Origin of the sequence: Saccharibacillus sacchari DSM 19268 (assembly GCF_000585395.1) — a bacterium.
Taxonomy (GTDB): Bacteria; Bacillota; Bacilli; order Paenibacillales; family Paenibacillaceae; genus Saccharibacillus; species Saccharibacillus sacchari.
This window is the reverse complement of sequence record NZ_KK073875.1, coordinates 1,177,661-1,202,117: the sequence shown is the minus strand read 5'-3', so window position 1 is coordinate 1,202,117 and position 24,457 is coordinate 1,177,661. Positions and strand designations below refer to the sequence as shown.

27 protein-coding genes are annotated in these 24,457 nt (G+C 54.4%); 20 read left to right on the top strand and 7 right to left on the bottom strand.

All coding sequences use genetic code 11. The features are described from left to right. Nucleotides 1-33: 33 nt before the first annotated feature. Nucleotides 34-519 (bottom strand): cyclase family protein, encoded by a 486-nt coding sequence (locus tag SACSAC_RS05305; protein ID WP_169833747.1) that lies wholly within the window; start codon nucleotides 517-519, stop codon nucleotides 34-36. Nucleotides 520-586: 67 nt separating this feature from the next. Here SACSAC_RS05305 and SACSAC_RS05300 point away from each other — a divergent pair, with 67 nt between their 5' ends. The 6 genes from SACSAC_RS05300 to SACSAC_RS05275 all read left to right on the top strand — a co-directional run bounded on the left by SACSAC_RS05300 (nucleotide 587) and on the right by SACSAC_RS05275 (nucleotide 7,745). Next, nucleotides 587-1,177 (top strand): hypothetical protein, encoded by a 591-nt coding sequence (locus tag SACSAC_RS05300; protein ID WP_051506888.1) that lies wholly within the window; start codon nucleotides 587-589, stop codon nucleotides 1,175-1,177. A 194-nt stretch (nucleotides 1,178-1,371) separates the two neighbouring features. After that, on the top strand, nucleotides 1,372-2,133 hold the full coding sequence (locus SACSAC_RS05295; RefSeq protein ID WP_169833803.1) for a methionine ABC transporter ATP-binding protein: 762 nt from the start codon (nucleotides 1,372-1,374) through the stop codon (nucleotides 2,131-2,133). Further along, entirely contained in the window at nucleotides 2,130-2,807 is a 678-nt protein-coding gene (locus SACSAC_RS05290) for a methionine ABC transporter permease (protein ID WP_037284186.1), read from the top strand. Before SACSAC_RS05295 ends, SACSAC_RS05290 begins: the two co-directional genes overlap by 4 nt. A 57-nt stretch (nucleotides 2,808-2,864) precedes the next feature. Beyond that, a complete protein-coding gene (locus SACSAC_RS05285; RefSeq protein WP_037284182.1) occupies nucleotides 2,865-3,722 on the top strand; it encodes a MetQ/NlpA family ABC transporter substrate-binding protein in 858 nt (285 codons plus the stop codon). A 172-nt stretch (nucleotides 3,723-3,894) separates the two neighbouring features. Next, nucleotides 3,895-5,598 (top strand): methyl-accepting chemotaxis protein, encoded by a 1,704-nt coding sequence (locus SACSAC_RS05280; protein WP_037284180.1) that lies wholly within the window; start codon nucleotides 3,895-3,897, stop codon nucleotides 5,596-5,598. A gap of 512 nt (nucleotides 5,599-6,110) precedes the next feature. Beyond that, nucleotides 6,111-7,745 (top strand): glycosyl hydrolase, encoded by a 1,635-nt coding sequence (locus SACSAC_RS05275; protein ID WP_245608582.1) that lies wholly within the window; start codon nucleotides 6,111-6,113, stop codon nucleotides 7,743-7,745. Between the two features lie 92 nt (nucleotides 7,746-7,837). Here SACSAC_RS05275 and SACSAC_RS05270 read toward each other — a convergent pair whose 3' ends face one another. Together SACSAC_RS05270 and SACSAC_RS05265 are read right to left on the bottom strand one after the other, a co-directional pair. Next, a complete protein-coding gene (locus SACSAC_RS05270; protein WP_037284177.1) occupies nucleotides 7,838-8,383 on the bottom strand; it encodes an NAD(P)H-dependent oxidoreductase in 546 nt (181 codons plus the stop codon). Between the two features lie 184 nt (nucleotides 8,384-8,567). Next, complete coding sequence (locus SACSAC_RS05265; protein ID WP_037284174.1) at nucleotides 8,568-8,981, bottom strand: winged helix-turn-helix transcriptional regulator; 414 nt, start codon at nucleotides 8,979-8,981, stop codon at nucleotides 8,568-8,570. A 91-nt stretch (nucleotides 8,982-9,072) separates the two neighbouring features. Here SACSAC_RS05265 and SACSAC_RS05260 point away from each other — a divergent pair, with 91 nt between their 5' ends. Beyond that, the gene (locus SACSAC_RS05260; protein ID WP_037284171.1) at nucleotides 9,073-9,630 is read left to right on the top strand and encodes a GNAT family N-acetyltransferase; all 558 of its coding nucleotides are present in this window, start codon (nucleotides 9,073-9,075) and stop codon (nucleotides 9,628-9,630) included. Nucleotides 9,631-9,688: 58 nt separating this feature from the next. On the opposite strand, the gene SACSAC_RS26835 is transcribed toward SACSAC_RS05260, so the two are convergent. Continuing rightward, nucleotides 9,689-10,360, bottom strand: a complete 672-nt coding sequence (locus SACSAC_RS26835) for a stalk domain-containing protein (protein WP_051506886.1) — start codon at nucleotides 10,358-10,360, stop codon at nucleotides 9,689-9,691. 274 nt (nucleotides 10,361-10,634) lie between these two features. Between SACSAC_RS26835 and SACSAC_RS05250 the strand changes: the two genes are divergently transcribed. The 4 genes from SACSAC_RS05250 (at nucleotide 10,635) to SACSAC_RS05235 (ending at nucleotide 12,814) form a co-directional block, all read left to right on the top strand. Beyond that, the gene (locus SACSAC_RS05250; RefSeq protein WP_037284168.1) at nucleotides 10,635-11,042 is read left to right on the top strand and encodes a hypothetical protein; all 408 of its coding nucleotides are present in this window, start codon (nucleotides 10,635-10,637) and stop codon (nucleotides 11,040-11,042) included. 51 nt (nucleotides 11,043-11,093) lie between these two features. Continuing rightward, nucleotides 11,094-11,588, top strand: a complete 495-nt coding sequence (locus SACSAC_RS05245; protein ID WP_037284165.1) for an LURP-one-related/scramblase family protein — start codon at nucleotides 11,094-11,096, stop codon at nucleotides 11,586-11,588. Nucleotides 11,589-11,657: 69 nt separating this feature from the next. Beyond that, nucleotides 11,658-12,242 carry an SLOG family protein gene (locus tag SACSAC_RS05240; protein ID WP_037284163.1) on the top strand — a complete coding sequence of 195 codons (585 nt, stop codon included), beginning with the start codon at nucleotides 11,658-11,660 and terminating at the stop codon, nucleotides 12,240-12,242. Nucleotides 12,243-12,286: 44 nt separating this feature from the next. Next, entirely contained in the window at nucleotides 12,287-12,814 is a 528-nt protein-coding gene (locus SACSAC_RS05235) for a hypothetical protein (RefSeq protein WP_037284160.1), read from the top strand. A gap of 134 nt (nucleotides 12,815-12,948) precedes the next feature. Here SACSAC_RS05235 and SACSAC_RS05230 read toward each other — a convergent pair whose 3' ends face one another. The 3 genes from SACSAC_RS05230 to SACSAC_RS05220 all read right to left on the bottom strand — a co-directional run bounded on the left by SACSAC_RS05230 (nucleotide 12,949) and on the right by SACSAC_RS05220 (nucleotide 15,701). Beyond that, nucleotides 12,949-13,443, bottom strand: coding sequence for a hypothetical protein (locus tag SACSAC_RS05230; protein ID WP_037284157.1), 495 nt, complete (start codon nucleotides 13,441-13,443; stop codon nucleotides 12,949-12,951). 663 nt (nucleotides 13,444-14,106) lie between these two features. After that, complete coding sequence (locus tag SACSAC_RS05225) at nucleotides 14,107-14,886, bottom strand: Cof-type HAD-IIB family hydrolase (RefSeq protein ID WP_037284154.1); 780 nt, start codon at nucleotides 14,884-14,886, stop codon at nucleotides 14,107-14,109. A 38-nt stretch (nucleotides 14,887-14,924) separates the two neighbouring features. After that, complete coding sequence (locus SACSAC_RS05220; protein ID WP_037284151.1) at nucleotides 14,925-15,701, bottom strand: Cof-type HAD-IIB family hydrolase; 777 nt, start codon at nucleotides 15,699-15,701, stop codon at nucleotides 14,925-14,927. Between the two features lie 350 nt (nucleotides 15,702-16,051). On the opposite strand from SACSAC_RS05220, the gene SACSAC_RS05215 reads away from it, so the two are divergent. From SACSAC_RS05215 to SACSAC_RS05170, 9 genes are all read left to right on the top strand, one after another. Beyond that, nucleotides 16,052-17,458, top strand: a complete 1,407-nt coding sequence (locus SACSAC_RS05215) for an NAD-dependent malic enzyme (protein WP_037284148.1) — start codon at nucleotides 16,052-16,054, stop codon at nucleotides 17,456-17,458. Nucleotides 17,459-17,606: 148 nt separating this feature from the next. Then, nucleotides 17,607-18,341 (top strand): copper homeostasis protein CutC, encoded by a 735-nt coding sequence (locus SACSAC_RS05210; protein ID WP_051506885.1) that lies wholly within the window; start codon nucleotides 17,607-17,609, stop codon nucleotides 18,339-18,341. After that, nucleotides 18,338-19,285 (top strand): response regulator transcription factor, encoded by a 948-nt coding sequence (locus SACSAC_RS05205; RefSeq protein ID WP_037284145.1) that lies wholly within the window; start codon nucleotides 18,338-18,340, stop codon nucleotides 19,283-19,285. Before SACSAC_RS05210 ends, SACSAC_RS05205 begins: the two co-directional genes overlap by 4 nt. A 201-nt stretch (nucleotides 19,286-19,486) precedes the next feature. Then, nucleotides 19,487-20,338, top strand: coding sequence for an ABC transporter ATP-binding protein (locus tag SACSAC_RS05200; RefSeq protein WP_037284144.1), 852 nt, complete (start codon nucleotides 19,487-19,489; stop codon nucleotides 20,336-20,338). Beyond that, complete coding sequence (locus SACSAC_RS05195) at nucleotides 20,335-21,033, top strand: ABC-2 transporter permease (protein WP_037284141.1); 699 nt, start codon at nucleotides 20,335-20,337, stop codon at nucleotides 21,031-21,033. Before SACSAC_RS05200 ends, SACSAC_RS05195 begins: the two co-directional genes overlap by 4 nt. Before the next feature lie 89 nt (nucleotides 21,034-21,122). After that, complete coding sequence (locus SACSAC_RS05190) at nucleotides 21,123-21,335, top strand: DUF6440 family protein (protein WP_037284138.1); 213 nt, start codon at nucleotides 21,123-21,125, stop codon at nucleotides 21,333-21,335. 306 nt (nucleotides 21,336-21,641) lie between these two features. Continuing rightward, nucleotides 21,642-22,442, top strand: coding sequence for an ABC-2 family transporter protein (locus SACSAC_RS05180; protein WP_037284132.1), 801 nt, complete (start codon nucleotides 21,642-21,644; stop codon nucleotides 22,440-22,442). Then, nucleotides 22,439-23,269, top strand: coding sequence for an ABC transporter permease (locus tag SACSAC_RS05175; protein ID WP_051506884.1), 831 nt, complete (start codon nucleotides 22,439-22,441; stop codon nucleotides 23,267-23,269). Before SACSAC_RS05180 ends, SACSAC_RS05175 begins: the two co-directional genes overlap by 4 nt. A 37-nt stretch (nucleotides 23,270-23,306) precedes the next feature. Next, a complete protein-coding gene (locus SACSAC_RS05170) occupies nucleotides 23,307-24,392 on the top strand; it encodes an ABC transporter ATP-binding protein (RefSeq protein WP_037292094.1) in 1,086 nt (361 codons plus the stop codon). Nucleotides 24,393-24,457: the final 65 nt, after the last annotated feature.

The window sequence follows — 24,457 nt, the reverse complement described above, 5'->3', positions numbered from 1 at the left end:
TTGGCAAGCAAAAAGGCGGATGGCCCGAACAGGTCATTCGCCTTTTTGGGCGGCAGAACGCGTCCTCAATCGTGCAATCACGCGGGCCATTGCGGCATCGGCTTGGATCAGAAGAGGTAGCGCGATCACTTCAAAAGAATCCGCCCCAAGCAGCTTATCCAAATTCTTCAGATTTTCCGCGATCAGAATCCCGTTGGTCATGAAGATTCGGTGGATGGCGTACGGATCTTGATCGGGAGAGGGCGTATCGAAGCCGATCATTTTGACCTTTTTACGAACAAGGTGCTCGGCAAAGTTCTCGGTCAGGACGGGATACTCGGTAAAATATTCCGGATGACCGAATAGCTTTCCGTGTCCGGTATGCAGCAGCACGATGTTATGTTCGACAATCAAATGCTCATATTCCGGCTTGTCGTCGATAAGGAGCTGCCCGGACACATCCAGCAGGCAGCCTTCGCCTACAAAACGATCCAGAGGAATGTCGCCGATAAACGTATCCGAAGCCGTCCTTTTCTCCAAAACGTAAAGCAAACGCGGCCGAAAGACAAGACATCCACTTACCAACCAAATAGATCGGAGGCGCAGAATGAACAGAACGAACAAAAAATTTTCGCAAAAAACCACCAAGCGCACAGCCTCGACGTCCGGAAGCACGGATCGCGCATTCAATCAGGAGCAGGCTTGGCACACCTCCGCGCTTGGGATGCTCGGATATGCGGTTGCAGGGCTCATATCGGGGATCGGGCTCGGTTTGGTGCTTAAGTTGATCCAGGCTTTGAGCGGCCATCGCGTCTATCGGTTGCTTTTGAATGCGGATTACGTGCCTGTGTTAAAAGAGTTTTCTTTGAGCGAGGGGGCGGAGTTTGGGATTCATTTGGTGATCTCTGTCGTATTATGCGTCGTTCTGGGCCTATTGTGGCAGTATCAATTCCGCCGCTCGCCGTATTCGCCGAAAAAGATGGTAGGCGTTACGGCCGGAATCGGCTTCGTAATCGGTCTTCTGCTGTATCCGACGACCTTGCTGTCTTCGGGCGGCACGCCTCCGATTGCGAGCCTGCCCGCTTGGTCCTGGTGGTTATTGATTCATGCCGCCTATGGAGCAGTGTCCGGTTTATTGATCGGGGGCGTGTTCCGTATTCGTCTAAAGCGCACTCGAAGTGTGAAAAGCCAAGGATAGCCTTTTTCAATCCCGGGAAAACGTTTCTATTCGATTTGTTGCGTAAACAAGCATGCCCATTACTGCGCGGATTGTAAAAATAATATTAAAATTATGTGTAAAAATGGTGACACAGCGCATAGATTACCTTATAATTTAGTCGATTAAAGAATGTAACAGTGAAGCTAAAATACTGGTACAAGGAGGGCATGGCTATTCTATCCCTGCAAAAAGTCAGCAAGTCGTATACCGCGCAGGGTCAGACTTTTCAAGCTGTTCTCCCTGTTAGTATGGAGATTGAGACAGGCGGTATTCACGGTATCATCGGCACGAGCGGAGCAGGCAAATCCACGCTACTGCGATTGATGAATCTGTTGGAGCGGCCGGATGAGGGAAGCGTGTTTTTCGAAAAACGCGACCTTATGCGGGTAAGCGAGCGCGAGCTGCGTGAAGCACGGCGGTCGATCGGCATGATTTTTCAACAGTTCAATCTGGTTCACAACCGCACGGTGCACGGGAATGTGGCTGCTGCATTGGAACTGGCGAGAACGCCTAAACGCGACCGGGAGCGTCGGATCACGGAAGTTCTGAGCTTCGTCGGCTTGGAGGACAAAGTTCGGCAGTACCCGGCCCAACTCAGCGGCGGACAAAAGCAGCGGGTCGCGATTGCGCGGGCCATGGCCAGCAATCCCAAGCTGCTGTTGTGCGACGAACCGACGTCTGCGCTTGATCCGCAGACGACGGAGGAACTGTTGAATACCCTGCTGCATATCAACCGAACGTTGGGCGTTACCATCGTCATCGTTACCCATGAGATGGAAGTGGTTCGGCAAATTTGCACGCGCGTGTCCGTCATGGAAATGGGCGCGGTCGTCGATACGTTCGATCTGCCGAAGCGCTCGGAAGAACGCGTTCGTCCGAATTTATCGTACCGGGAGCAGATTTTGGGCCTTGTACATAAGGAGGACGCGCCATGAGCATCGAACGGATCATGGAGATCTGGACGCAGTATCAGGAACAGATTTGGGAAGCGATCGGCCAGACGTTCTACATGGTCGGCATGTCCACCGTTGCGGCCGTAATTCTGGGCATTCCGCTGGGGACGCTAATCTTTGTAACCAGACCCGGCGGCATGTTGGAAAATCGGGCAGCTTCGGTATTGTTGAACACGTTGGTCAACGTCATTCGTTCATTCCCGTTCCTTCTGTTGGTCGTGTTCATGTTCCCGCTGACCCGCATGATCGTCGGCACGACCATCGGGACGACGGCGGCAACCATTCCGCTGGCGGTGGTCGCCATTGCCGGATACTCGCGGCTCGTCGAGCAAGCGCTGGTCGAAGTGCCGCGCGGCGTTATCGAAGCAGCCCGCTCTATGGGAGCGTCGCGCCTGGAGATCGTATGGAAGTTCCTCTACGTCGAAGCCCGTTCGGGCTTGGTATTGGGACTCACGACTTCCATCGTCAGCTTCATTTCGTATTCGACGGTTGTCGGCATCGTCGGAGGCGGCGGCGTGGGCGACTTCGCGATCCGCTACGGCTACCAGCGATTCGAGATGGACGTCACCATTTGCATGATCGTCCTGATGGTTCTGCTCGTCCAGATCGTGCAAGTGGTTGGCAGCACGATTTCCCGCAAGATCGATAAACGTTAACAAGCTACCAGGAATTTGGCAAGTCCAAACATCATTCAACGGGGGTACAACACGATCATGAAAAAGTCCATGCTTCTTATTCTTACTGCAATGTTTCTCGTTTTGGCCGGCTGCGGACAAGGCGGCGGGACTGCATCGAACAACGCAAACGATACGACAGCGCCGACGGCAGCCACCGAAAACACGGACAGCAAAGAACTGACTACCCTGAAAGTCGCTTCCCTGCCTGCGCCGATGGACGCGATCCTGCTGCTGGTTAAGCCGCTGCTCGTCGAAGACGGCATCAACCTCGAGATTGTCGAGATGTCCGATAATATTCAGCCGAACGACGCTCTGGCCAACAAAGAAGTCGATGCGAACTTCTTCCAGCACGTTCCTTACGCCGAAGCGTATAACGAAGCGAAAGGCGCGAACATCGTGCCGGTTCAACCCGTTTACAACGCCCTGTACGCCGGGTATTCGAAAAAGTACAAATCGGTCGACGAGCTGCCGGATAACGCGATCATCGCGATTCCGAACGACCCGCCGAACATTGCGCACTCCTTGCTGCTGCTGGAGCAGAACGATATGATCGAACTCAAGGAAGGCGTCGGCATCAAAGCCACGCTGCAAGACATCACGTCGAACCCGAAGAATTACCAATTCAAAGAAGTCGATCTCTTGACCCTCAACCGCATGATGGACGACGCCGATCTGGTGACGATGTACCCGGCTTACGCGAAGCCTCTCGGCTTGTCAGCGAAAAAAGACGCACTGATCGTCGAAAAAGACATGCAAGCCTTCGCCATCACCCTGATGGCACGCGAAGACAACAAAGACGACCCGGCGATCCAAAAGCTGGCCGAGCGCATGCGCGGGCCGGAAGTCGTGAAATTCCTGGAAGAAGAATACACGGATACGTATCCGGCATTCTAAAAGAACCTTTTGATTTACATCCTGCAAAACAGGCCAATCGGCGCGAGCCGCTTGGTCTTTTTTTGTCGAAACAAGGACTTTAGTCTTAATAAAAGCAAACAAGTTGCCGAAATATACAGAATGCAATTCAATTTACGGAAATTTAAAGGGACAGCAGAGGAGACGCAACCAGATGAGGCTTACGATCAGACAGAAGTTATTCGGCGGGTTCGGCGCAATGATTGTTTTGGTTATTATTTTGAACAGCTTGACCAATATCGGGACTTCGAATTTACGGGATCGGGCAGACGAGTTGAAAGACCGGGATATTCCCAATGTCGTGATGTTGGAACAAGTGAACGACAGGCTCAAAACGATCGATCAATTGACAATGCGCAATATTTTGGAAACAAACGATGCCGATATGGAAGGGAGCCGTGCGGCTGCCGAAAAAGCAATCGATGAACTTAATGCGGCCATCGAGGCGTACACGGCTACTTTGACTTCCGCCGAAGAACAGGAGAGCGCCGACATGTTCCGTCAAGCCGCTGCGGGTTACGAGCAGGCGGTTACGCAAATCCTGCTGCTGTCTCAAGAAAATAAAGACGAAGAAGCGGCGGCCCTGCAAAAACAAACGCAGGATATCGTGAATCAAATGACGGACGCGCTGCGCGTGTCGATGGATCAGAAAATTCAAACGATGAACGACTCCGCTTTTGCGCAAAGAGACGAGACCGGCCGAATTCTGGTCATTTCGATCGGCGCATTGATCACGGCCGTATTGTTGTCCGTTCTGCTATCTTTTGTAATTGCGCGCAGCATCACTCGTCCGCTGGGACAATTGACCCGTCAAGTCGGATACATGGCGAACGGGGAGCTGGATAAAATGGACGAACTTCCGACCGGACTCAAAGGCGAGTTGCAGGACTTGTCTTCGGCGCTGCGCCAGATGGGCGAAAATCAGCGCGGCGTGCTTTTTGAAGTCGGACGGACGTCCGGAGCGTTGGCGACGGCTGCCGAAGAGTTCAAATCGGTGGCGCAAGAAAGCGCGGACGGCGCGGAACACGCGGCTTCCTCCATGCAGCGAATGGCCGAATCGAGCGAAATGCAGCTTCAGACTTCCCGATCGGGCGGCGAGATGATGGGGAGCATGCTGGATAAAATCGTCGTGATCCGCGACCGTGTCGGCGAAACGTCGGAAGCGGCAGAGCGTGCCGGCTCCCAGTCGGAACAAGGCGTCGAGATCGTCGGAGAAGCGGTCAAACAAATGGAGTCTACCTCCCGAGGCATGGAGGAAATGACTGAGGCCGTTGAAGCGCTGAATCGCCGTTCGACCGAAATCGGCGGCATTGTCCAGTTGATCACCGGCATCGCCAAGCAGACCAACCTGCTTGCGCTCAACGCTTCGATCGAAGCCGCGAGAGCCGGCGAGCAAGGGCGGGGCTTTGCCGTCGTCGCGTCCGAGGTCGGCAAGCTGGCCGAGCAATCTTCGGCTTCCGCCGCGCAGATCATCGGCATGATCGATATGGTTCAAGCCGATACTGCGCGCTTGAGCGAAGCGATCGGGGAAGCTTCGGACCGCGTGGCCGCGGGAAGCGAAGCCATTCATGCCACCGGCGATCTGTTCGGCCATATTCGCGAAACCGTCAGCCGCGTCGGCTTGCAAAGCGAGCAGGCCGTTCGAGCTTCCGGCGAGATGGTTCAAGTCGTCGAAACGGTCGCTTCGGCGATCATGGAAGGCGGCTCCCGCATGGAACGCACCTCCGAAGAAATTCAAAACGTTTCCGCCGTATCGGAAGAGCAGGCCGCGGCGATGCAGGAAATGTCCGCCGGCGCCGTCTCGTTGTCCGAGATGGCCGAAGAACTCCAACGTTTGAGCGCCAAGTTCAAACTGTGATGTTTACTTTTGAAAATCCTGTTCGTGCGGGAAAGCGAGGGACGCTGCGGGAGAAATTCGTTTAAAACGCTGTCTCACCCGGAAAACTTGATTGAAATTTAAGTTGTATGTTTTCCGGGTTCAAAGGCGTTTTAAACTGAATTTCTCCCTCCATTCTGCGCTTTCTTACAAGCAGGATTTATTAAAGACCCGAAAGAGAGGAGCTGATTGCATAGCTCCTCTTTGTTATTTTTACAACCTTCCACGGTTTAAAGAGTGTTCCACAGCAAAGCTTGCAGCGGAGGGAGAAATTCAGTGAGAGACACCTTTGAACCCGGAAAGATTCCTTATTCAAATCCAATCCACTTTCCGGGTGAGACAGCGTCTCGAACGAATTTCTCCCGCAGCGCCCCCGGCTTTGCCCCCACGAACAGGATTTTAACCCGCCCCTTCCTTCATGAAAGGGGCCTTTTTGCCGATAAAGGAAAAGATAGCCTGCAAGCAAACGGGCAGGAAGCAAAGAGAAGAAGGGGATGAACGTGTTGAGGGGAACGCGAACAGGATTCAAAAAATGGGGAGCCGTCTTATTGGCTGCCGCGCTGCTGACGGGGACGGCGGCGTCGGTGCATCCGCAGACCATGCAGGCGGCGAGCGTCTGGAACGTTTACAACGACGCCATGCGGCTGGACAAACAGGGGAAATACGCGCAGGCCATTGCCAAATACGAGCAGGCCGGACGAGAAATGGCAGCGAGCCGAGATTACGGCAATGCCGGACGCATGTACCGCAACGCGGGCGAAGCTTACGTCAAGCTGAAGCAATACGATAAAGCCGTCGTCAGCTGGGACCTCGAAGCGATGTATTATGCGAAAATCAACTTGGTGCAGGACAGCATCGCCGTTCAGCGCAAAGCCGACGCGCTGCGCAGTTCTGTCGAGCTCTACTACGAAACGGGGCTGTCCGCGGCGACGCTCAAAAACCGCACCCGCGATTCGGCTCCTTTGGAACCGGCGAACGGGATCCTGCTCGGCGCCTACGCGGAGCAAAACAAGAAGGTACATAACTCGGCGGGCGGCAAGTTTTACGCGGACGAATATCCGACCTTCACGGGCAAAAAGCACGCCGGTTATCTGATCTACTTTACCTACGGAACGTCGCTTTCGACCATTCAATCCCATATCAATGCAGCCAAGCGCAACGGCACGGCGATCGAACTTGGAGTGCAGCCGCTTCGCGGGATGGCCGAGGTGAAAGACGACGCCTATCTGCGCAAGCTCGCCAAAGACGCGGCCGCATCCGGCGTGCCGATCTTCCTGCGTTTCGCCAACGAGATGAACGGGAACTGGACGCCTTGGAAAAGCACGCCGCAGGCGTATATCGAGAAGTTCCGTTTGGTCGCCGACGTCTTCCACAAGGAAGCGCCGAACAATGTCGCGATGCTGTGGGCACCGGGAGCCAATCCGATCGACAACATCCAGAGCTATTATCCGGGCGACAAGTACGTGGACTGGGTCGGCGTCAGCTTGTACTCGATCTACAATCCTACGGCCGATCCGCTGAAGCAGGGCATCGACCGCAGCAGTCATATCGCAAAGCTGGATGCCGTATATAATTGGTACGCCGACAAGAAGCCGATCATGATCGCGGAAGGTTCGGTATCGTATATGTATCCGGAAAAAATGCGCGACGTGACCGAATGGTCCGTCTACCAGACGCAGCAGTTATACGCGACGCTGCCGATGAAGTATCCGAAGGTGAAGGCCGCTTTCTGGTTCGACGTCGATGCCAAAGGAACAACAGATCGGGTCAAATATTACGGATTGTCCAACAACGACAAGATGCTGGCGACGTACAAAAAAGCGATCGCGAACCCGTATTACCTGAGCGCGGTAGGCGGCAGCACCACTTTGTCCTACAATCCGATCACGACGACCGTTCCGGCCAAGAAGCTGAAAGTCTCCGGCTACGTGAAAACCTGGTCGCCGACGCTGGGCAAAGTCGTGTACAAGATCGGCGGCAAACAGGTAGGCGCGACAACCACACCGCCGTGGACGGCCGAAATCGATTTTTCCAAATATAAAGGCAAGAACATCACGATCGAGGTCATTGCTTTCGATAAACAGGGCAAACTGATTACGACGCAGTCGGTCAAGACGAAGGTGCAGTAACGAGAACTCGCCTTAACATGAAAAGACGCATCTCCTTTTCGGGAATGCGTCTTTTTGTCGTCGATTCAAAAGGAAGCGGCAAAACACAAATTTTAAACGTTAACTTCTGTCGCCTTCAACAAATGCCCCGCATAACGCTCCGCGCTCTCCCGAAGCTCTTCCTCGCTCGTCCGCGAATTCACGCCGTAATGGATAAACGGTTCTTCGTAGCCGCTTTTCAAATAACGCGCCGTCATCTCGAACGGAAGCAGCAGCGTGTTCATGTCATGCAGATATTCGCCGCTCGGGCTGTAATCCTGCTTTTTAACGCCGACCGATACCGCAAGGCCGATCGTTTTTTTGTTTTCGAACAACCAGGAACCTTCGCCGTACGCCCAGCCTTCCAGCAGCACTTCGTCCAGCCATTGCTTCATCAGCGGCGGGCAGTTGAACCAGTAGAACGGGAATTGCAAAATGATCCGGTCATGGGCTTCCACCAGCGCTTGCTCCGCGGCAATATCGATCACGCTATCGGGGTATTTCTCATATAATGAGCTGACCGTAATCTGTTCCGGATATTTGCGAATTTCCTCCAGCCATTTACGGTTGATCCGCGAAGTTTCCAAGGCAGGATGCGCGGCGACTACCAATGTTTTCATTTCAAACACTCCTTCCGAATTCTGTTGTCAGTAGCTTGTCAACTCTTAATCAGAGGATTACGTTTCAGTGGGGCGTAACCTTACTTTTAGCGTTGACAAGATATCCGGGTACAAGGCTCATTGTAGGAGAGTTCAAAAAATTTGGTAAGTACGCACTTTTCGGTAACCGCGCTTATGGATCGGCTCAGACCTGCTTCAATCCTGCTCCGCTCGCGAATTGCGCAGCTTCTTCGTCGCTCATGAACGGGCCTTCCAGCGCGAGACTTTTGTCTCCGTATACCCGCTCCACATGCGCTTCGCCCCAATAGCAAAAAAAGTCCAGCACGCCGATCAATCCTTGGCCGTATTCGCTCAGTTCGTACTCGACGCGGGGAGGTACCTCGTTGTAGTCGTGGCGCAGAATAAGTCCGTCCCGTTCCAGTTCGCGAAGCTGTTGGGTCAACATTTTATGGCTGATATTGGGGGTAAGACGTCTCAGTTCGTTGAAGCGCCGTTTTTCGGTGACCAGATGGTACAGAATGATGCTTTTCCATTTGCCGCCGATGACATCGAGAGTGGCTTCGACGCCGCTTTGATATTTTTTGACAGGCGGTTCCATAGAGAGGGCCTCCTTTACTTTTCAGCTTTTAATCCTTTAAGTTAGAATAACATGATTGAGCCGAGTATTGTGCAGGGGGAGCTGAACAGGAATGGAACCGAAGACGTTTGCCGGAAAAGGATTGCGATACGCGATTCGCTGCGCCGAACGGCGAGATGCCGCCGAGCTATCCGCTTTGCGCGTACAAATCGACGGCGAGACCGAACATATGGACCGCGAAGCCGGAGAAGGGTTTATGGATGAAAAGGACTTTAAGGTGCTGATTGCGGCAGACTCGGAGAGCGACGTCAGACTTTTTCTTGTCGCTGAAGCGGACGGAAACCTTGTCGGTTACGCCAGATGCGAAGGGAGTACTTTGCGCAGATTCGCCCATCGTGCCGAGTTCGGCATCTGCATATCGAAAGCGTATTGGGGACACGGAATCGGCGGCGAGCTGCTGCGGCATGCGCTGGCTTGGGCGGACGGAAGCGGAATCGCGAAGGTGAATCTGTCGGTGCTGGCTGCCAACGAATCCGCGATTCGACTGTATGCCAAACATGGATTCGAAAAAGAAGGCGTACTGAAAAACGATCGGAAGCACGCGGACGGCCGTTACTACGATACCGTGCTAATGGGACGATTCCATGCAAAAACAGCTTCGCTCTCCTGATTGGGAAAGCGAAGCTGTTTCTTTTTATTCGCCGCGGTTAACCGACCGAAGTCGATTATTATTTGCCGCTCCATACCACGTCTACGACGTTGAAGCCTTTGCTGCTGCCCGTGCCCGGTTCGGCATCGATCGTAACGGCGAACGATCCGCCCGCGTCTACAATAGAGATGGCCGATGCGCTGACTTCCTCGGATTTGCTGGTAGCGCCTTTTTTCGCGAAGTATTCTTTGTACTGGTTGCCGAGCGACAGCAGATCCTGCTTCGTCGTATACTTGAACGTTGCCGACGGCGTACCCGTTCCGCCTGCTACGCCTTCCACCAGATTGTAGATCTTGGCATCGGAAGGAAGCGGGAAGTCGGACGGGATCGCTGTTGGTCGTTGCACGGAAGACGATCCGGTCGGAGGAGTCGTCGTATTTCCGCCGGTCGAACCCGAAGAGATACCGCCGCCGATCACCACGCGGCTATTTTTTGCATCATAGGTTACGGAGGTGTTCAGCGCTTCGCCGATCGAACGCACGGGCAGGTAAGTGGTGCCTTTGTACGTGATCGGAGCGAGCGTTTTGCCGTTGCCGTCTTTCGGCGTATAAGCGCTGCCGTTCACGACGATGCCGAGACCGTTGTTCAGGGAAGCGCGGATTTCTTGGAGATTGGCACCTGCGTAGACGCCGGCCGATGCCGTTAGCGTAAGTACCGCACCGAGTGCGACAGCAGTTAACTTTTTCTTCATGGTAAAATTCATCCTTCCGAAAATGTAATGACCGACCGTCTAAGAAGAAACAAGGAGCAGAACCTATCGAAGTATGTAAGGTCGGCAGTAACCATTAACCACCCCCTGTTCCTGTTAAACGATTTGGCGAGTAATTGGGACGTTTGGCGTCCATACGTGATGTATCAACCTGAAAGGGGTAAAAAAAGCTTGGGCGCACCGTACCGGGCAAGCAAAGTGTCAAGGGGAAGAAGACCAGCTTTGAACGCGAACCGAAGCGGGAGGGGAAACAGCAATGAGCGTGCATGCGGATTTGCATTTTAAAGATACATTCTTCAGTTCCGGGGAAAGCGGAATTCTGGATGAGGCGGGCGAGAACGTCGGCATGATGGATTTGCACGGGCTGGCACGAGCGCGCGTCGACATTTACGGCCCGGAAGGCGAACTGCGTTATACCGCCAAGCTGATGCCGTTTCTGCTTTGGTGGAAAGTGATGAATCCGGCCAAGGAGGAGTTGGGGATGCTGACTCTCCAAGCGAGGTGGCCTCATTGGTCAAAACAAACAACTTTTGGAGCAACTCGGATGTCTATCGGCTGCACAACGAGTCGATGCTGGATGCTTATGAACTGGTGGCTGTGGCGATGGGAATCAATACGCTGCTTCGGGATTGAGCATGGCGAGATCAGGTACAGCGCGACATGAAACGATGATGCGTAGGAACGATGAGTTAGTGGGAAAGAGAGGCGTACAATAATGGAACTTTATTTTTCGGATAACTTTTTTAACGCGGGACAGACCGAGATTTTGAATCAATCCGGCGAAGCGGCGGGAAGGCTGGATCTGAGAAGCATGATCGGATCGGCGTTGGACGTGTACGGACCGGGCGGCGAACTGCTGTATACGGGACGATTCCAAATGATGCTGCGCCGCTGGCGAGTGCTGGACGCGGGGGAGAGGGATATCGGCCTTCTGCGTCCCAGATTTACTTTGTTCACGAAAAAATTCGAATACGACGCGGGCGAGCGCGGTATATACGAGATCGAATCGCCGAACTTTTCCAAAGAGTACGTGATTACCGAAAACGGGACCGAGGTAGCGCGGTTCGCCCGTACGAGCGGTTGGATTCGCAGCGGCGCTTATCGGCTCTCCAATCGCTCGCGGCTGTCCGATTACGAGATGGTCGCGGTCGTGATGGGCGTCAACGCGATCCGCAAGCGTCAGAGTTCGTCAGCCAATTCCGGAGGTTAACCGTACCTACAAAACGATCCGCGCGATATGATACACTGAAGGGAAAGACATCAGGGAGGCTGTACGAACGTGAAAAATTTGCTGGTCACCGGCTATCGCGCGAACGAACTCGGGATCTTCAACCAAAAGCATCCGGGTATCCCGTTTATTCGCGAAGCGATCAAGCGCCGGTTGATTCCGCTGATCGAAGAAGGGCTGGAGTGGGTGCTGACGCCCGGCCAATACGGCGTCGATCTGTGGGCGTGCGAAGCGGTGATCGAACTCAAACAAGATTATCCGCAGCTCAAGCTGTCGGTTCTTGCGGCATTCGCGGGAATGGACGAGAAGTGGAGCGACGAGAAAAAAGAATATTGGCAGACCTTGCAGAAACAGATCGATTACTACGGACTGGTCAGCAAGGAGCCTTACAGCGGGCCGTGGCAGTTCAAAGCGCGGGACGGACTGCTGCTGCGCAAAAGCGACGGGATGCTGCTCGTCTACGACGACGAGGCATCACCGGGCAGTCCGCGTTATTTCCGGGAAGCGGCGCTTCAGATGCGGGAAGAAGAAGGCTATCCGCTGATCCAGATTACGCCGGAGGATATCCAATCGGTTGCGGAAGACATGCAGGCCGACCTGGCCGACGCGCATGGCGACGGAGGCGATTGGACTTAGATTCGAAACACGCTGTCAGCATCGAACCGAAGGGGGAGGCAGGCATGGAACTTTATTTTTGCGGACAAAAAAGGCCGTTCGGCAAAGGCGTCATTCGTCAGATCGGCGGAAACCGGAAAGGCTCGATCGATTACAAAGGAGAAGGCGAAAACGGTCTGTACGTGCTGGACGGCGACGATTACGTGTTGTACCGGGGTTCTCTGGAACTGTCATCGAAAAAATGGGTAGTCCGGGATGAACGGGAAGAAGTCGTCGGGCGTCTGAGCCGGGAAAAAAACGGTCTTGAAACGTATTACGGATACGATGCCGGCCTGCGCGGTTATTACCGGATCGAGCAAGACATCGGCGGATACCGCATTGAAGGAACGAACAAGGAAGCGGCTTTCGTCGATATGAAAAAGCATCGGTTAAAAGGCCATGAATATTGGCTGCAAACCGAGGATCAGATGGAAGGCAGCGTGAGCGAATACGAATGGGTGGCCGTGATTCAGGGCATCGAAGTGCTGTGCGGTCAGCGTTCTTTTTGGCCGCAAGCAATCGCCAACGCAATCAGCGGAATCGTTCCTTTATGATCATATGGGAAGAGAAGGACAAGGATGCCGAAAAGCCGCTTGAAGACACGTTTGAACGTGCTTCAAGCGGCTTTTTTCGCGATTACGGGGCAATTCGTTCGACAAGCGCGATCGCCGAGAGAACTTGCCCGATTTTACTTGCGGTTGAACGTAAAGCCTTCTTCCGCCAAGTACTCTTCCGTCTCTTCGCGCGTCTCGAACGCCATCTCCAGGCTGAATCCCGAATAGATGAAGAACGTATCGTCCTCGAAGCGGAGAATCAGTTCCTGCCCGTCGCCGTCCGTCCAAATTTCGTCCCCGGTCGATTGCGCCGAAGCGGCCGAAACGGGCTTGGACGGAGCGGCTCCGCCGACCGGCGACAGCGAACGGATCGAAGCATCGACAATCTCGCGCAGCTGCGCTTCCGTGAAGTCGCGCACGTTGACGAAGCCTTTGTCGTCCGTATCGTAATCCCCGACCAGCCCCGCAAACACGAAGCCGTTTCCGTTCGGGTGGAAGCGGTAGCCGACGATTTTCTTTTCGTGCGCGCTTCCTTCAAAATGATAATTGACTCGTCCCATCGACACGTCGTTGCGCGTAAGCGCCGAGAATGACTCCAGGATCGCGATTTTTTGTTCAAAAGTAAGCATAGATAATAGGAACCTCCAAAGGTTTGATAAACGAATACCCACCGGGCCGCCAAAGCCCCGTCCGTAATTCTTTTGTTAGTATAGCATGTTGCACTCTTCTGCCGCCTTAAAAACACTATTCGATTAAACCATTCAAGAGCTGCAAGAGAAATTCGTTCAATACGCTGTCTCACTTGGAAAACTGGATAGGAATTTTAGAGGGTTGTTTTCCAAGTTCAAAGGCGTCTTTCACTGAATTTCTCTCTCCGCTTCTCTAGGCCGTGTACGCAAACTCAACGACGTGCATCTTGACCTGTCTTTTCGCCCTCTTCGGCGTCATTTTCCTTTGACGTGCCCCGGCACGCCTTCAGGAAAATTCCTTGCCGAGAACGAAAATCCAGCTCAATCTGCTCCCGGCGGAGTTTGCGTACACGCCCTACTTGAACTTAACTGTTTTAAAATCTTTTCCCTATATAAAAAAGGCGGCAAATTCGCCGCCTTTTGCTTTGAGGTTTATGAGTCGGTAAACGGCAAGGGCAGAGGGGGAATTTCAGTGCAGGAGTGAAACGTTCGCCTTTGCAATCGGGAAGCTTCCATTTAAACCTCATCCTGCTTCCCGATTGCAACACGCGACCGAAACGAAATTCCCACGGCGCCCCTAAGCCATTACCAACGAATAGGATCTCAAAGCAGTCCGGCCAATTTGAGGCCGTGCGCGATTCCGTCATCTTCGTTTGTTTTCGTTACCCACTTGGCGACGGCTTTGACTTCCGGAAGGCCGTTGCCCATTGCGACGCTGTTTGGAATGCCGCTCAGCATTTCCATATCGTTCAGCGCGTCGCCGAACGCATACTGGCGCTCCGGCGGAATGCCGAGTTTTTCCGTAATTTTGCGGATGCCTTCGAGTTTGCTCCCGCCTGCCGGCAGAACGTCTGCGGAGATCGGGCTCCATCGGATGAAGGACAGAGCAGGGAAGACCGAGTCGTACAGTTTTTGGTCTTCTTCGTTGCAGAATAGCGAAGCCTGATACACGAAGCCCGTTTTATAAAATTCCGGGTCCGGCGTTGCGAGCGAGATGTAATTGAACAGCATGCCGAAGCCTTGCGCGACGAATTCGTCGTTGGGCACGGTGGCTTTCATTTCCTCGTCGTCGATCAGGATGACCGGATGATTGTGCTTCATGGCAATATCCGTCATTTGCTCGAGCGAACCTTTGTCGATTGGATTGGTGTAGATGACTTGGCCGTTCAGCACGACGTATTGACCGCTATAGCTGACGTAGGTGTCGATGTCCAGCTCTTCGCGGATCTCTTTGAACATGAATTGCGGTCGACCTGTCGCGATCGCTACGATATGACCTTGCTTTTTCAGTTCGCGGATCGCGTCTTTGGCGGATTGCGGCACGTTTTTTTGTTCGTCTACCAGCGTACCGTCGATATCGAAAAAGATAATGCTTTGCTCCATGTTTGCGCCCCCGCTTCTTTGTATAATAAGCTCTTGATTTACAACAGTCCTGCCAGCTTCAGCCCTTGCGCGATGCCGTCTTCGTTATTGGAAGTGGTGACCCACTTGGCTGCATCCTTGGCTTCTTGCATTCCGCTGCCCATGGCAACGCTGTTCGGAATTCCTTTGAGCATCTGAAGATCGTTCAACGCATCGCCGAACGCATATTGGCGCTCTGGCGGAATGCCGAGTTTCTCCGTGATCTTGCCGATTCCCTTAAACTTGCTGCCTCCCGAAGGAAGCACGTCGACGGAAAACGGATGCCAGCGCACAAAATCGAAAGCGCTGACCAGCGATTCGTAAGGTTGTTCTTCGCCTTCCGCGCAGAACAGCAGGGATTGATAAATAAAACGATCTTTGTAGTACGACGGATCGTGTGCGGGCAAAGTACCGATATTCAATGTGCCGATACTTTCCGATACGCGTTCGTTATCGGGTACATTGGCGCGCATGTCTTCATGATCCATGTAGACGACGGCGTGTTCATTTTGCAAAGCGGTGTCTGTCAGTCTTTGCAAGGCTTCCGCGTTCAATGGATTCGTGAACAGGACTTCGCCTTCAAGCACGACATACGAGCCGTTGTAGCTGACGTACGTATCGATGTCCAGTTCTTTGCGGATATGATCGAAAAAGAAGGGAGCCCGGCCCGTTGCGATGGCAACGATGTGGCCTTGTTCTTTCAGCGAAGCGACGGCTTCGCGGGTTGATTCGTTGATCTTCTTTTCGTCGTTCAGGAGTGTGCCGTCAAGGTCGAAAAAGATAATGCTTCTCTCCATGTGCGTTTCCCTCCGGATGCGGATGTCGCGACAAGTATGTTGGATTGCCGCGCTTTCGCTTTTTCTTCTGCGGTGTTATTTATCTGTTTAGGTGCTCTCTCTGTCTCTCCCATTATAGCATGACGAGGGCGGGCGGACCTTGAGTTAACAAACTAATACATAATTCCATTCTTGCGTTAATCTTTTGCGGGGATCAACCAAGCACCCTTGCCTTTGCTGTTGACGCGGCCCAGTACGAGCGGAGAAGACATAGTTGTGCTATAATAATGGCGGATTTAGATGTAAGCGTTATCAGTTAGCGGGCGAGGTGTTGTGACTTCTCCCCATTCCGTATCCTCAGGAGGTAGACGATGGCCCTTGGAACGAGCATGATTATACGTTTGCAAATGGATAAAAGACAGGTCACGTTCGGTGAAGTGGCGGGAGCAATCGGAGATGGCGGCGGTGACGTTGTCGCAATCGACGTGATTCATGCCAGTCCTGAACACACCATCCGCGACCTAACCGTCAATTTGCCTGAAAAAATGCGCGAAGCGGTACTTGAGGCGGTCGAAGCGCTGCCGGGCGTAACGATCGTTAACGTATCGGACCGTACGTTTTTGGCGCATTTAGGCGGAAAAATCGAGATTCAATCAAAAACGCCGGTTAAAAACCGTGAGGATCTGTCCCATGTCTATACGCCGGGCGTTGCCAAGGTATGTCGTGCGATCCATGAAGATCCCCAGAAAGCATTTACGCTGACGATCAAGCGCAACACTGTGGCCGTTGTCTCTGACGGAACGGCCGTGCTGGGACTCGGCGATATCGGACCGAGAGCGGCAATGCCCGTTATGGAAGGCAAAGCGATGCTGTTCAAACAGTTCGCCGGCGTCGATGCGTTCCCGATCTGTCTCGATACGAAGGACACCGAGGAAATTATTCGCACAGTCAAATTGATCGCACCCGCGTTCGGAGGCATCAATCTGGAGGACATCGGCTCGCCCCGCTGCTTCGAGATTGAACGCAGACTGGCAGAGGAACTGGATATTCCGGTCTTCCACGACGATCAGCACGGAACGGCGGTTGTTGTATTAGCGGGCTTGTTAAATGCTTTGAGCATCGTCGGAAAAAAATTGGAGGACGCCAAAATCGTGCTCCTGGGCGTCGGCGCAGCCGGTTCGGCCTGTATCAAAATGCTGCTATCCGCAGGCGCTCGCAACGTGATCGCGGTCGATCATTGCGGCGCATTGCACAAGGCGGACAAATACGACAATCCGATGTGGGAATGGATCGCGGACAACTGCAATCCAAACGGAGAAAAAGGCCAACTGCATGAAGTCGTTGCAGGAGCCGACGTCTTTATCGGCGTATCCCGTCCGAACCTGCTGACCTTGGATCATATCAAATCGATGGCACCCGACCCGATCGTGTTCGCGATGGCAAACCCCGATCCGGAAATCGACCCGGAATTGGCCGAGCCTCACGTCCGCGTTTTGGCTACAGGCCGAAGCGACTTCCCTAACCAGATCAACAATGTACTGTGCTTCCCGGGCATGTTCCGCGGCGCATTGGACTGCCGTGCCAGCGTCATCAACGAAGCCATGAAGGTCGCCGCCGCCCAAGCCATCGCATCCGTCGTCGAAGACGACGAACTCAACGAACAATATATCATCCCGAGCGTATTCAACGACAAAGTCGTCGACCGCATCCGCGACGCCGTCGTCAAAGCCGCCATGAAAACAGGCGTAGCCCGCAGAATCCCGCCCGAATTCCGTTAACCGTAAGCAAGGCGCGCATCAATGCACGTTTCAAAATCCAGACTGCCGGGACAAACCTTCGGCAGTCTTTTTGCGTTACAATGAAATCAATGAAGAAGCATCAACAAGACGAGTACCTGATTCCGATCATTGAAACGGAGGAACTATCATGCTGCTTGAAGTGATTGCCTGCACGCCGGAGGATGCCGCGGCAGCGGAAAGGGGAGGCGCGGACCGGATCGAATGGATCGCCGATCCGCAGGTCGGCGGCGTGACGCCGGACCTGTCTTTGGCGGCGGAGATGCGCCGCGCCGTTCAAGTGCCGATCCGCGTCATGGTCAGGCCGCGGGGAGGCGGGTTCGTCTACGCCGAAGACGAACTGGAGCTGATGCGGCGGGATATTCGCCGCATCGCCGCCGCAGGCGGGCTTGACGTCGTGACCGGCGCGTTGACGCCGGAAGGGACGGTGGATCAGTCCGCATTGGAGGGACTGCTGAACGCGGGGCCCGACCTCGCGTTCACGTTTCACCGCGCGTTCGACGAGGCCGAAGACCTCCGGCGCGCGCTTAATGTACTGTCCGTCTACCCGCAGGTGACGGATATTCTGACGTCGGGCGGAGCGCCGAACGCGCCCGAGGGAGCGCAGCGGCTCGCGGAGCTTCTGCGCGGCTCGAAGGCGGGCAAGCCGCCCGAGATTTTGGCCGGTGCGGGTTTGACAGCGGAGAATTTACCTTCTTTTCTCGATGTAACAAGCGCTGCGCGGATTCATATCGGCTCCGCGGCCCGCTTCGACGGCAAAGCCTCGGCGCCCATCGATCCCCGGCGGATTCGCGCGATCCGAATGATTTTGGAGCGTCATGTTACCGATATGCGTGTTTACGGAAAGGGCGAGATTTCTTCATGACCGATATGAACATGGATTTCGGAGGCGTCGACGAAGAGGGACTGCCGAGCTTCTCCTTGGAGCTTCGGCCTGCTCAAGCCTCGGCGGTCTACAGCGACATGGATATGCAGGCTTTACTGGTCGAGGGGCTGCATCGGCGACAAATCCCGGTTTTCGATTTTGAAGACGGCCTGTACGAACGTCTGACGGTAGCAGACAATATTGCTTTTTACCGCAAATGGTTCGGGTTCGAAGTCACCGTACCCGAGCTTCTGGTCTTGTTCGAACTGCAAGGCTGCGCGGAGCGTCCGCTGCGCAAATGTTCCGAATCCGAGCTGCGCCGCGTCCATTACGCGAAAGCCTATATCCGCAGCGCCGACTTGATGGTGTTCCGCGAGCCGGTGCAAGGCGTGGACGTGCTGACGATTCGGGTGTTTTTGCGGCTGCTCAGGAAGATCAAAGAACGGCCGGCAGCCGCTTTGCTTCTGCTCTCTAATCTGGAACATGCGCTGCTGCTTGGTGACTTATCGTACAAGCTTCAGCCAAGCGGTTTGCGGCCGATCGAGACGGACGAAGAGGCGGCGGCACTTTCCGACGCGGACAAAACCGACGTCCCGGCAAGCGCGAGATTATTCCGGATTCCGGCCAAAGTAGACGACAAAATGATCTTGTTCGATCCGCCGGAGATCGACTATATCGAAAGCCAGGACGGGAAAGCCGCGATCATCGTGGACGGGGAGACGTATATGATGGACTGCACGCTGGCGGAGATCGAGAAGAAATTGGAGCTGTACGGATTCTATCGCTGCCACCGTTCGTATATCGTGAATCTGCAAAAGGTACGCGAGATTATCACTTGGTCCAAAAATGCCTATTCGCTCCGAATCGATAACAAGCAGCAGTCCACGATCCCGCTTTCGCGTTCCAAAATTCAGGATATTCAGGAGAGGTTCAGTTTGGAGTGAGCCTCGGCGGTCGTTCGAAGCGCAGGCGTCGTTGCGGCCGAAGAGGGTAGGATTCCGCTTTTTAAAACTTAAATCTGTATGCTTTTCAGCCGTTCCGGGGTACATTTCGTCTTCTCCAGGGTACGTCTGACCGCGATATGACTGCATTTCCGGCATTTTCCCTTTACGATGAAGGCAGTTCAACGAAAGGGAGGATTCACCATGGAACAAGCGATCGAAGTCAAAGGAGTGAGCAAGGCGTTCGGCGAAAGCACCGCGATCAAAAGCATCGGATTCAATGTGAAAAAAGGAGAAATCTTCGGATTGCTCGGTCCGAGCGGATCGGGGAAAACGACTACCATCAAGATTCTGACCGGGGAACTTGAAGCGAGCGCCGGACAGGTGCAAGTGCTGGGCCAGCATCCCGCGGAGTTCGGCAGTTCGGATTTCAAATCGCGGATCGGCCTGTTGTCGGACAACAGCGCTTTGTACGAGCGGCTGACCGTCTACGATAACTTGAAGCTGTTTTGCCGACTGTACGATGTCCCGCTTCAGCGGATCGACGAGATTTTGCAGGAGGTCAACCTGCAGGACGCGCGCAAACAAACCGTATCCAAATTGTCCAAAGGCATGAAGCAGCGCGTGCTGCTGGCGAAGGCGCTGATTCACAAGCCCGACCTGGTGTTTTTGGATGAGCCGACGTCCGCACTGGATCCGCAAAACGCGGCGCATATCCATCTCGGTCTGCAAAAGCTCAACGACGCGGGCACGACCATTTTTCTCACTACCCACAATATGGAGGAAGCGGCACTGCTGTGCGACCGGGTAGCCTTTTTGCATCTGGGAGAATTTCAAGAGTTGGACAGCCCCGAAGCACTTCGATATAAGTATTCGACGCATGCTTTTCACGTGGAGACCTTTTCGGGCGAGCGGCTGGTAATCGACAACGGACCGGCAAGCGCGGATCGAATTCGGGAGCTTGTAGCCGCCGGCGAAGTCAAAGCGATGCATACCGACAATCCGACGTTGGGGCAAATCTTTTTGAAAGTAACGGGAAAGGAGCTGGAACAATGAGCACTCGACGCATAAGCGCCATTTTCGAAAAAGACCTGAAGGATCTGCTGAAGAATCCGATGCTGCTTATTCCGATCTTGATCCCGGTCATTCTCGCGCTGACGTTCGACCGGGTCACCCGGACGCCCGAGTTTCCGCCGGCGGCGGCTTACATCATCATCGGAGGCCTGTTCGCGGTGGTCACGTCGGGTACGATCCTGTCGATGATGTCGGAAGAAAAAGAAAAAAAGACGCTGCGCGGCTTGATCGGATCGCCCGCTTCGCTGCTGGATATCGTGATCGGAAAAAGCATGGTGACGGGGATCGCGACGGCGGCGTCCCTGATCGTATCCGCCCTGATTGTCGGCATCGGCACATTCCTGAACGTCAAAACGCTCGCGGCGCTTATCCTGTTGTTCCTGTTCTTTTTGCTGCTCGGCGTCTCGATGGCGTTGTTTTCGAAATCGACCGCGGCCACGACGGGGCTGCTGATGCCGTTCTCGTTCCTGTTCGGCTTCACGCCGATGATCGGAGCATTGAATATCGTCCCGGAAGACGGAATCGCGGGACGCGCATTGGGGCAATTCCCGGTGATGCAGGCGCTTGAGCTGCATCAGGGCGGTTCATGGACGTCGCTCGGGGTTATGGCAGTATGGACGGCCGGAGCTGCATTGATCGCGTATCTGTGCTTCCGAAAAGCGATGAAGGACGGCTGATCTGCGGGCCCCGAAGATTGAGAGACTAGGCAGGATTCGAACGATAAACCGATAGTTATTCGATAGCGAATACTTAAGGAGGAATCTGAATGTTCAGCCGAAATAAAGAGGAACGTCCGAACCGGTTCTATGAAAAGTCTTCGGAATATCTGCCTGAAACCGGAAATACTAAAATTGCGATTTTGGTCGATCGGGAGACCGGCGTGAATTATGTCTATACCTGGATCGTGTCCAATTCGAGCGGCGGCATCACGCCTTTGCTCGACCGAAACGGAAATGTCGTCGTAGACGATATCGGATAAGCGAACAACGTCCGTCATTCACTGCCTTGCGATCTTGAAGCGCGTTCAAGCCGCAGAAGTCGAAAATGGGCTTTTGGCGGCTTTTTCGTGCGCGAAAATGAGGTGAGTTCTTGGAAAAAATGCTTCTCTCTGCCCGCGACGCGCTTCTCGATTCCGTCTCTGCGCCGCCGCTCGTTTTTCATTTTCCCCGAAAATAACGCTTGCATTCCCCGAACTCTTCCTGATATATTAGTGACCTTCTCTTTTTTTCTCACCTTGTCTGAAGTGGACGTTTACCGTCAACACAAAGCTTATCGGAGGTGTAAGATGATTTCTTTCAGGAGCAATACCCGGCTTTACCAGACGTTGGCCGCCAAGGCTTACGCGCGCAACATCCAGTACAGAGGCTCGCATCTGCTGCATAATTTCGCGAGCGCCGCTTTCGGTTATCTGTACGCCTGCATCTGGATCGGACTCGGCCGCGACCACTCGCTCGGCGATTACGGGACGATCGGAATGCTGCACTATATCACCTTTACTCAGACCTCCCTATGGGTCGCGAGCTTCACAACCATGGGACTCGGGATTCCGCAGTCGGTCCGCACCGGGCAGATTGCGCTCGATTTGATGCGTCCGGTGCACCTGTTCACGCATCTGATGGCGAAAGAATGGGGGCAGATCGCGTATCAGTTCCTGTACAAGTCGATCCCCATCTACATCGTCATGCAGCTTGCGCTCGGCCTGACTCCGATCGACGGCGGACGCACGCTGCCTCTGGCGCTGACGGCTCTCGCGGGCGCGGCGTACATGGCGATCTGCATGAATTACATGATGGGGATCAGCGCGTTATGGACGACGGAATCTTCCTGGTTGTATTGGGGCAATCAGGCGCTGATGAATCTGCTCGCCGGGTTCTTTATTCCGCTGGAATGGCTGCCGGACTGGCTGCAAACCGTAGCATGGGCGTCGCCGTATCCGTTCATGTTATACGCGCCGACGCAGTTTTATTTGGGAAAAGGCGATCCCGTGCTGCTGCTCGGAACGCTGGCGTGGTGCGCCGCGTTGACTTTGCTGTGCCTGCTGGCAACGAAGTTGCTGCGGCATAAGGTGGAGGTGCAGGGCGGATGAACGAGCGAACGATAGGGGATCGAAGGGTTGCGCTGCAGAATTACATAAAGCTGTATCTCATTTTGATTCGCACCAGCGTTCGCAGTCGGATGCAGTATCGGTTTAATTTTGCTTTCGGCACGGTATTGGCTGCGATTATTCAACTGTCCGAATTTCTGATGATCGCGATCGTATTGGCGAAGTTCGGCGCGGTGCGCGGTTGGACGATGCACGAGGTCGGGTATTTATTTGCCGTGATGACGCTCGCCAAGACGCTGTACCGCACGTTCGGCAATGAAGTGCACAACCTGGAGCGTTATCTGGTGGAAGGCGAGTTGGATCAACTGCTGACCAAGCCGCTTCCCGTGCTGCTTTCGCTGATGCCGCGCGGGTTCCGCCTAATGCCCGGCGAACTGCTGCAAGGCGGCGCGATCCTGGCGTGGGCGCTCGGGGAGATGCTGCGCACCGGACAGGTGACGTGGTGGGCGATTCCGCAGACGCTTTTTGCCATCGTGACGGGCGGAGTAGTGCTGTTCGCAATCGGGATGGCGACGGCGACGTGCGGATTTTGGACGACGCGGATCTCCATGCTTCAAAATATGACCGAAGACGCGGCGCAGACAGCGGCGCGTTATCCGCTGACGCTGTATCCGGGCTGGATGTCGGGATTGCTGTTAACGGCGGTTCCTGTCGGACTGGTCGGATACGTGCCTGCGCTGTACATTTTGCGGGGAGAGCTGGGGCTGTGGGTATTTCCGGTGCTCGCCGCTGCTTCGTGTCTGGCCGTCCTGCTGGCGCTGCGTTTCTGGAAATTCGGGATCAGCAAATATCAGAGCACGGGAAGCTGAAAGGAGGATGAGCATGGAAATGATGACGAGTAGGGATATGCCGACTGTTCAAGCTGAACGCGAAGCGGCAATCGAAGCGGTCGGACTGTGCAAAAGCTTCAAAACGCCGGTCGTGGCGCAGGGGAGATTCTCGGGGATTCGTTCGTTGTTCTCGCGGGAGTATACGACCAAGGAAGCGGTGCGGGATATCGGGTTTACGGTGGAAAAAGGAGACTTCGTCGGTTATATCGGTCCCAACGGGGCAGGCAAATCGACGACGATAAAAATGTTGACCGGCATCCTGCATCCTTCTTCCGGAAGCGTAAAGTTGGCCGGCATTGATCCGCATCGCGACCGGTTGCGCTGCGCTTCGAGACTCGGCGTGGTATTCGGACAGCGCAGTCAGTTGTGGTGGGATCTGCCGGTGAAAGATTCGTACGATATTTTGGCGCATATGTACGGGGTGGATGACGCGGACAAAGTCAGGCGGCTCGGCGAATTCGCGGAACTGCTGGATTTGGACGAGTTCTGGGATACGCCCGTACGCAAGCTGTCGCTCGGTCAGCGGATGCGCGCGGATATCGCGGCGGCTATGCTGCATGATCCCGAGCTGCTGTTTCTGGACGAGCCGACGATCGGTTTGGACGTCAATGCCAAGCGCAATATCCGGGGCTTTTTAAAAGTATTGAACGAGGAATTCGGCAAAACAATCTTGCTCACCACTCATGACATGGACGATATCGAGCAGCTTTGCCGCCGCGTGATGGTGATCGGCGGCGGCCGGTTGACGTATGACGGAACGGTGGAAGGATTGCGGCGGGAGATCGGGCTGCCGACCGAGATCAAAGTGACGTACCGGGCCGGATATGTGTTGGCCGGGCAAGGCGACGATCTGATCGTATCGGGCGATATGCAGACCGGAGCGCATGTCCAACCGAATCAGGAGAGCGACCTTCATGCGGCCGACAGCAGCTTCGCGATGCGCATCGTGTCTCGAACCGAGTCTACGTTGACCGTCGAGGTCAATCGGGAGGAGGTTCGGACGATGGATGCACTGCGCGAGCTGGGGCATTGGGGCGAGATCGAGGACGTGGAGATGCGGGAGCCGGACTTCGAGGAGATCATTCGGCGGGTGTACGGGTAACGGATGCTTTATAATGAGTAAGACGACTGTGATTAGTGTGAACAGGAGCTTCGACACTTGATCGC

Excerpts from the sequence above, each read along its gene's own strand:
- SACSAC_RS05300 (WP_051506888.1), top strand. The coding sequence starts at position 587 with ATGAACAGAACGAACAAAAAATTTTCGCAAAAAACCACCAAGCGCACA.
- SACSAC_RS05290 (WP_037284186.1), top strand. The coding sequence starts at position 2,130 with ATGAGCATCGAACGGATCATGGAGATCTGGACGCAGTATCAGGAACAG.
- SACSAC_RS05285 (WP_037284182.1), top strand. The coding sequence starts at position 2,865 with ATGAAAAAGTCCATGCTTCTTATTCTTACTGCAATGTTTCTCGTTTTG.
- SACSAC_RS05280 (WP_037284180.1), top strand. The coding sequence starts at position 3,895 with ATGAGGCTTACGATCAGACAGAAGTTATTCGGCGGGTTCGGCGCAATG.
- SACSAC_RS05275 (WP_245608582.1), top strand. The coding sequence starts at position 6,111 with ATGAACGTGTTGAGGGGAACGCGAACAGGATTCAAAAAATGGGGAGCC.
- SACSAC_RS05270 (WP_037284177.1), bottom strand. The coding sequence starts at position 8,383 with ATGAAAACATTGGTAGTCGCCGCGCATCCTGCCTTGGAAACTTCGCGG.
- SACSAC_RS05265 (WP_037284174.1), bottom strand. The coding sequence starts at position 8,981 with ATGGAACCGCCTGTCAAAAAATATCAAAGCGGCGTCGAAGCCACTCTC.
- SACSAC_RS05260 (WP_037284171.1), top strand. The coding sequence starts at position 9,073 with ATGGAACCGAAGACGTTTGCCGGAAAAGGATTGCGATACGCGATTCGC.
- SACSAC_RS26835 (WP_051506886.1), bottom strand. The coding sequence starts at position 10,360 with ATGAAGAAAAAGTTAACTGCTGTCGCACTCGGTGCGGTACTTACGCTA.
- SACSAC_RS05250 (WP_037284168.1), top strand. The coding sequence starts at position 10,635 with ATGAGCGTGCATGCGGATTTGCATTTTAAAGATACATTCTTCAGTTCC.
- SACSAC_RS05245 (WP_037284165.1), top strand. The coding sequence starts at position 11,094 with ATGGAACTTTATTTTTCGGATAACTTTTTTAACGCGGGACAGACCGAG.
- SACSAC_RS05235 (WP_037284160.1), top strand. The coding sequence starts at position 12,287 with ATGGAACTTTATTTTTGCGGACAAAAAAGGCCGTTCGGCAAAGGCGTC.
- SACSAC_RS05230 (WP_037284157.1), bottom strand. The coding sequence starts at position 13,443 with ATGCTTACTTTTGAACAAAAAATCGCGATCCTGGAGTCATTCTCGGCG.
- SACSAC_RS05225 (WP_037284154.1), bottom strand. The coding sequence starts at position 14,886 with ATGGAGCAAAGCATTATCTTTTTCGATATCGACGGTACGCTGGTAGAC.
- SACSAC_RS05220 (WP_037284151.1), bottom strand. The coding sequence starts at position 15,701 with ATGGAGAGAAGCATTATCTTTTTCGACCTTGACGGCACACTCCTGAAC.
- SACSAC_RS05215 (WP_037284148.1), top strand. The coding sequence starts at position 16,052 with ATGGCCCTTGGAACGAGCATGATTATACGTTTGCAAATGGATAAAAGA.
- SACSAC_RS05210 (WP_051506885.1), top strand. The coding sequence starts at position 17,607 with ATGCTGCTTGAAGTGATTGCCTGCACGCCGGAGGATGCCGCGGCAGCG.
- SACSAC_RS05205 (WP_037284145.1), top strand. The coding sequence starts at position 18,338 with ATGACCGATATGAACATGGATTTCGGAGGCGTCGACGAAGAGGGACTG.
- SACSAC_RS05200 (WP_037284144.1), top strand. The coding sequence starts at position 19,487 with ATGGAACAAGCGATCGAAGTCAAAGGAGTGAGCAAGGCGTTCGGCGAA.
- SACSAC_RS05195 (WP_037284141.1), top strand. The coding sequence starts at position 20,335 with ATGAGCACTCGACGCATAAGCGCCATTTTCGAAAAAGACCTGAAGGAT.
- SACSAC_RS05190 (WP_037284138.1), top strand. The coding sequence starts at position 21,123 with ATGTTCAGCCGAAATAAAGAGGAACGTCCGAACCGGTTCTATGAAAAG.
- SACSAC_RS05180 (WP_037284132.1), top strand. The coding sequence starts at position 21,642 with ATGATTTCTTTCAGGAGCAATACCCGGCTTTACCAGACGTTGGCCGCC.
- SACSAC_RS05175 (WP_051506884.1), top strand. The coding sequence starts at position 22,439 with ATGAACGAGCGAACGATAGGGGATCGAAGGGTTGCGCTGCAGAATTAC.
- SACSAC_RS05170 (WP_037292094.1), top strand. The coding sequence starts at position 23,307 with ATGCCGACTGTTCAAGCTGAACGCGAAGCGGCAATCGAAGCGGTCGGA.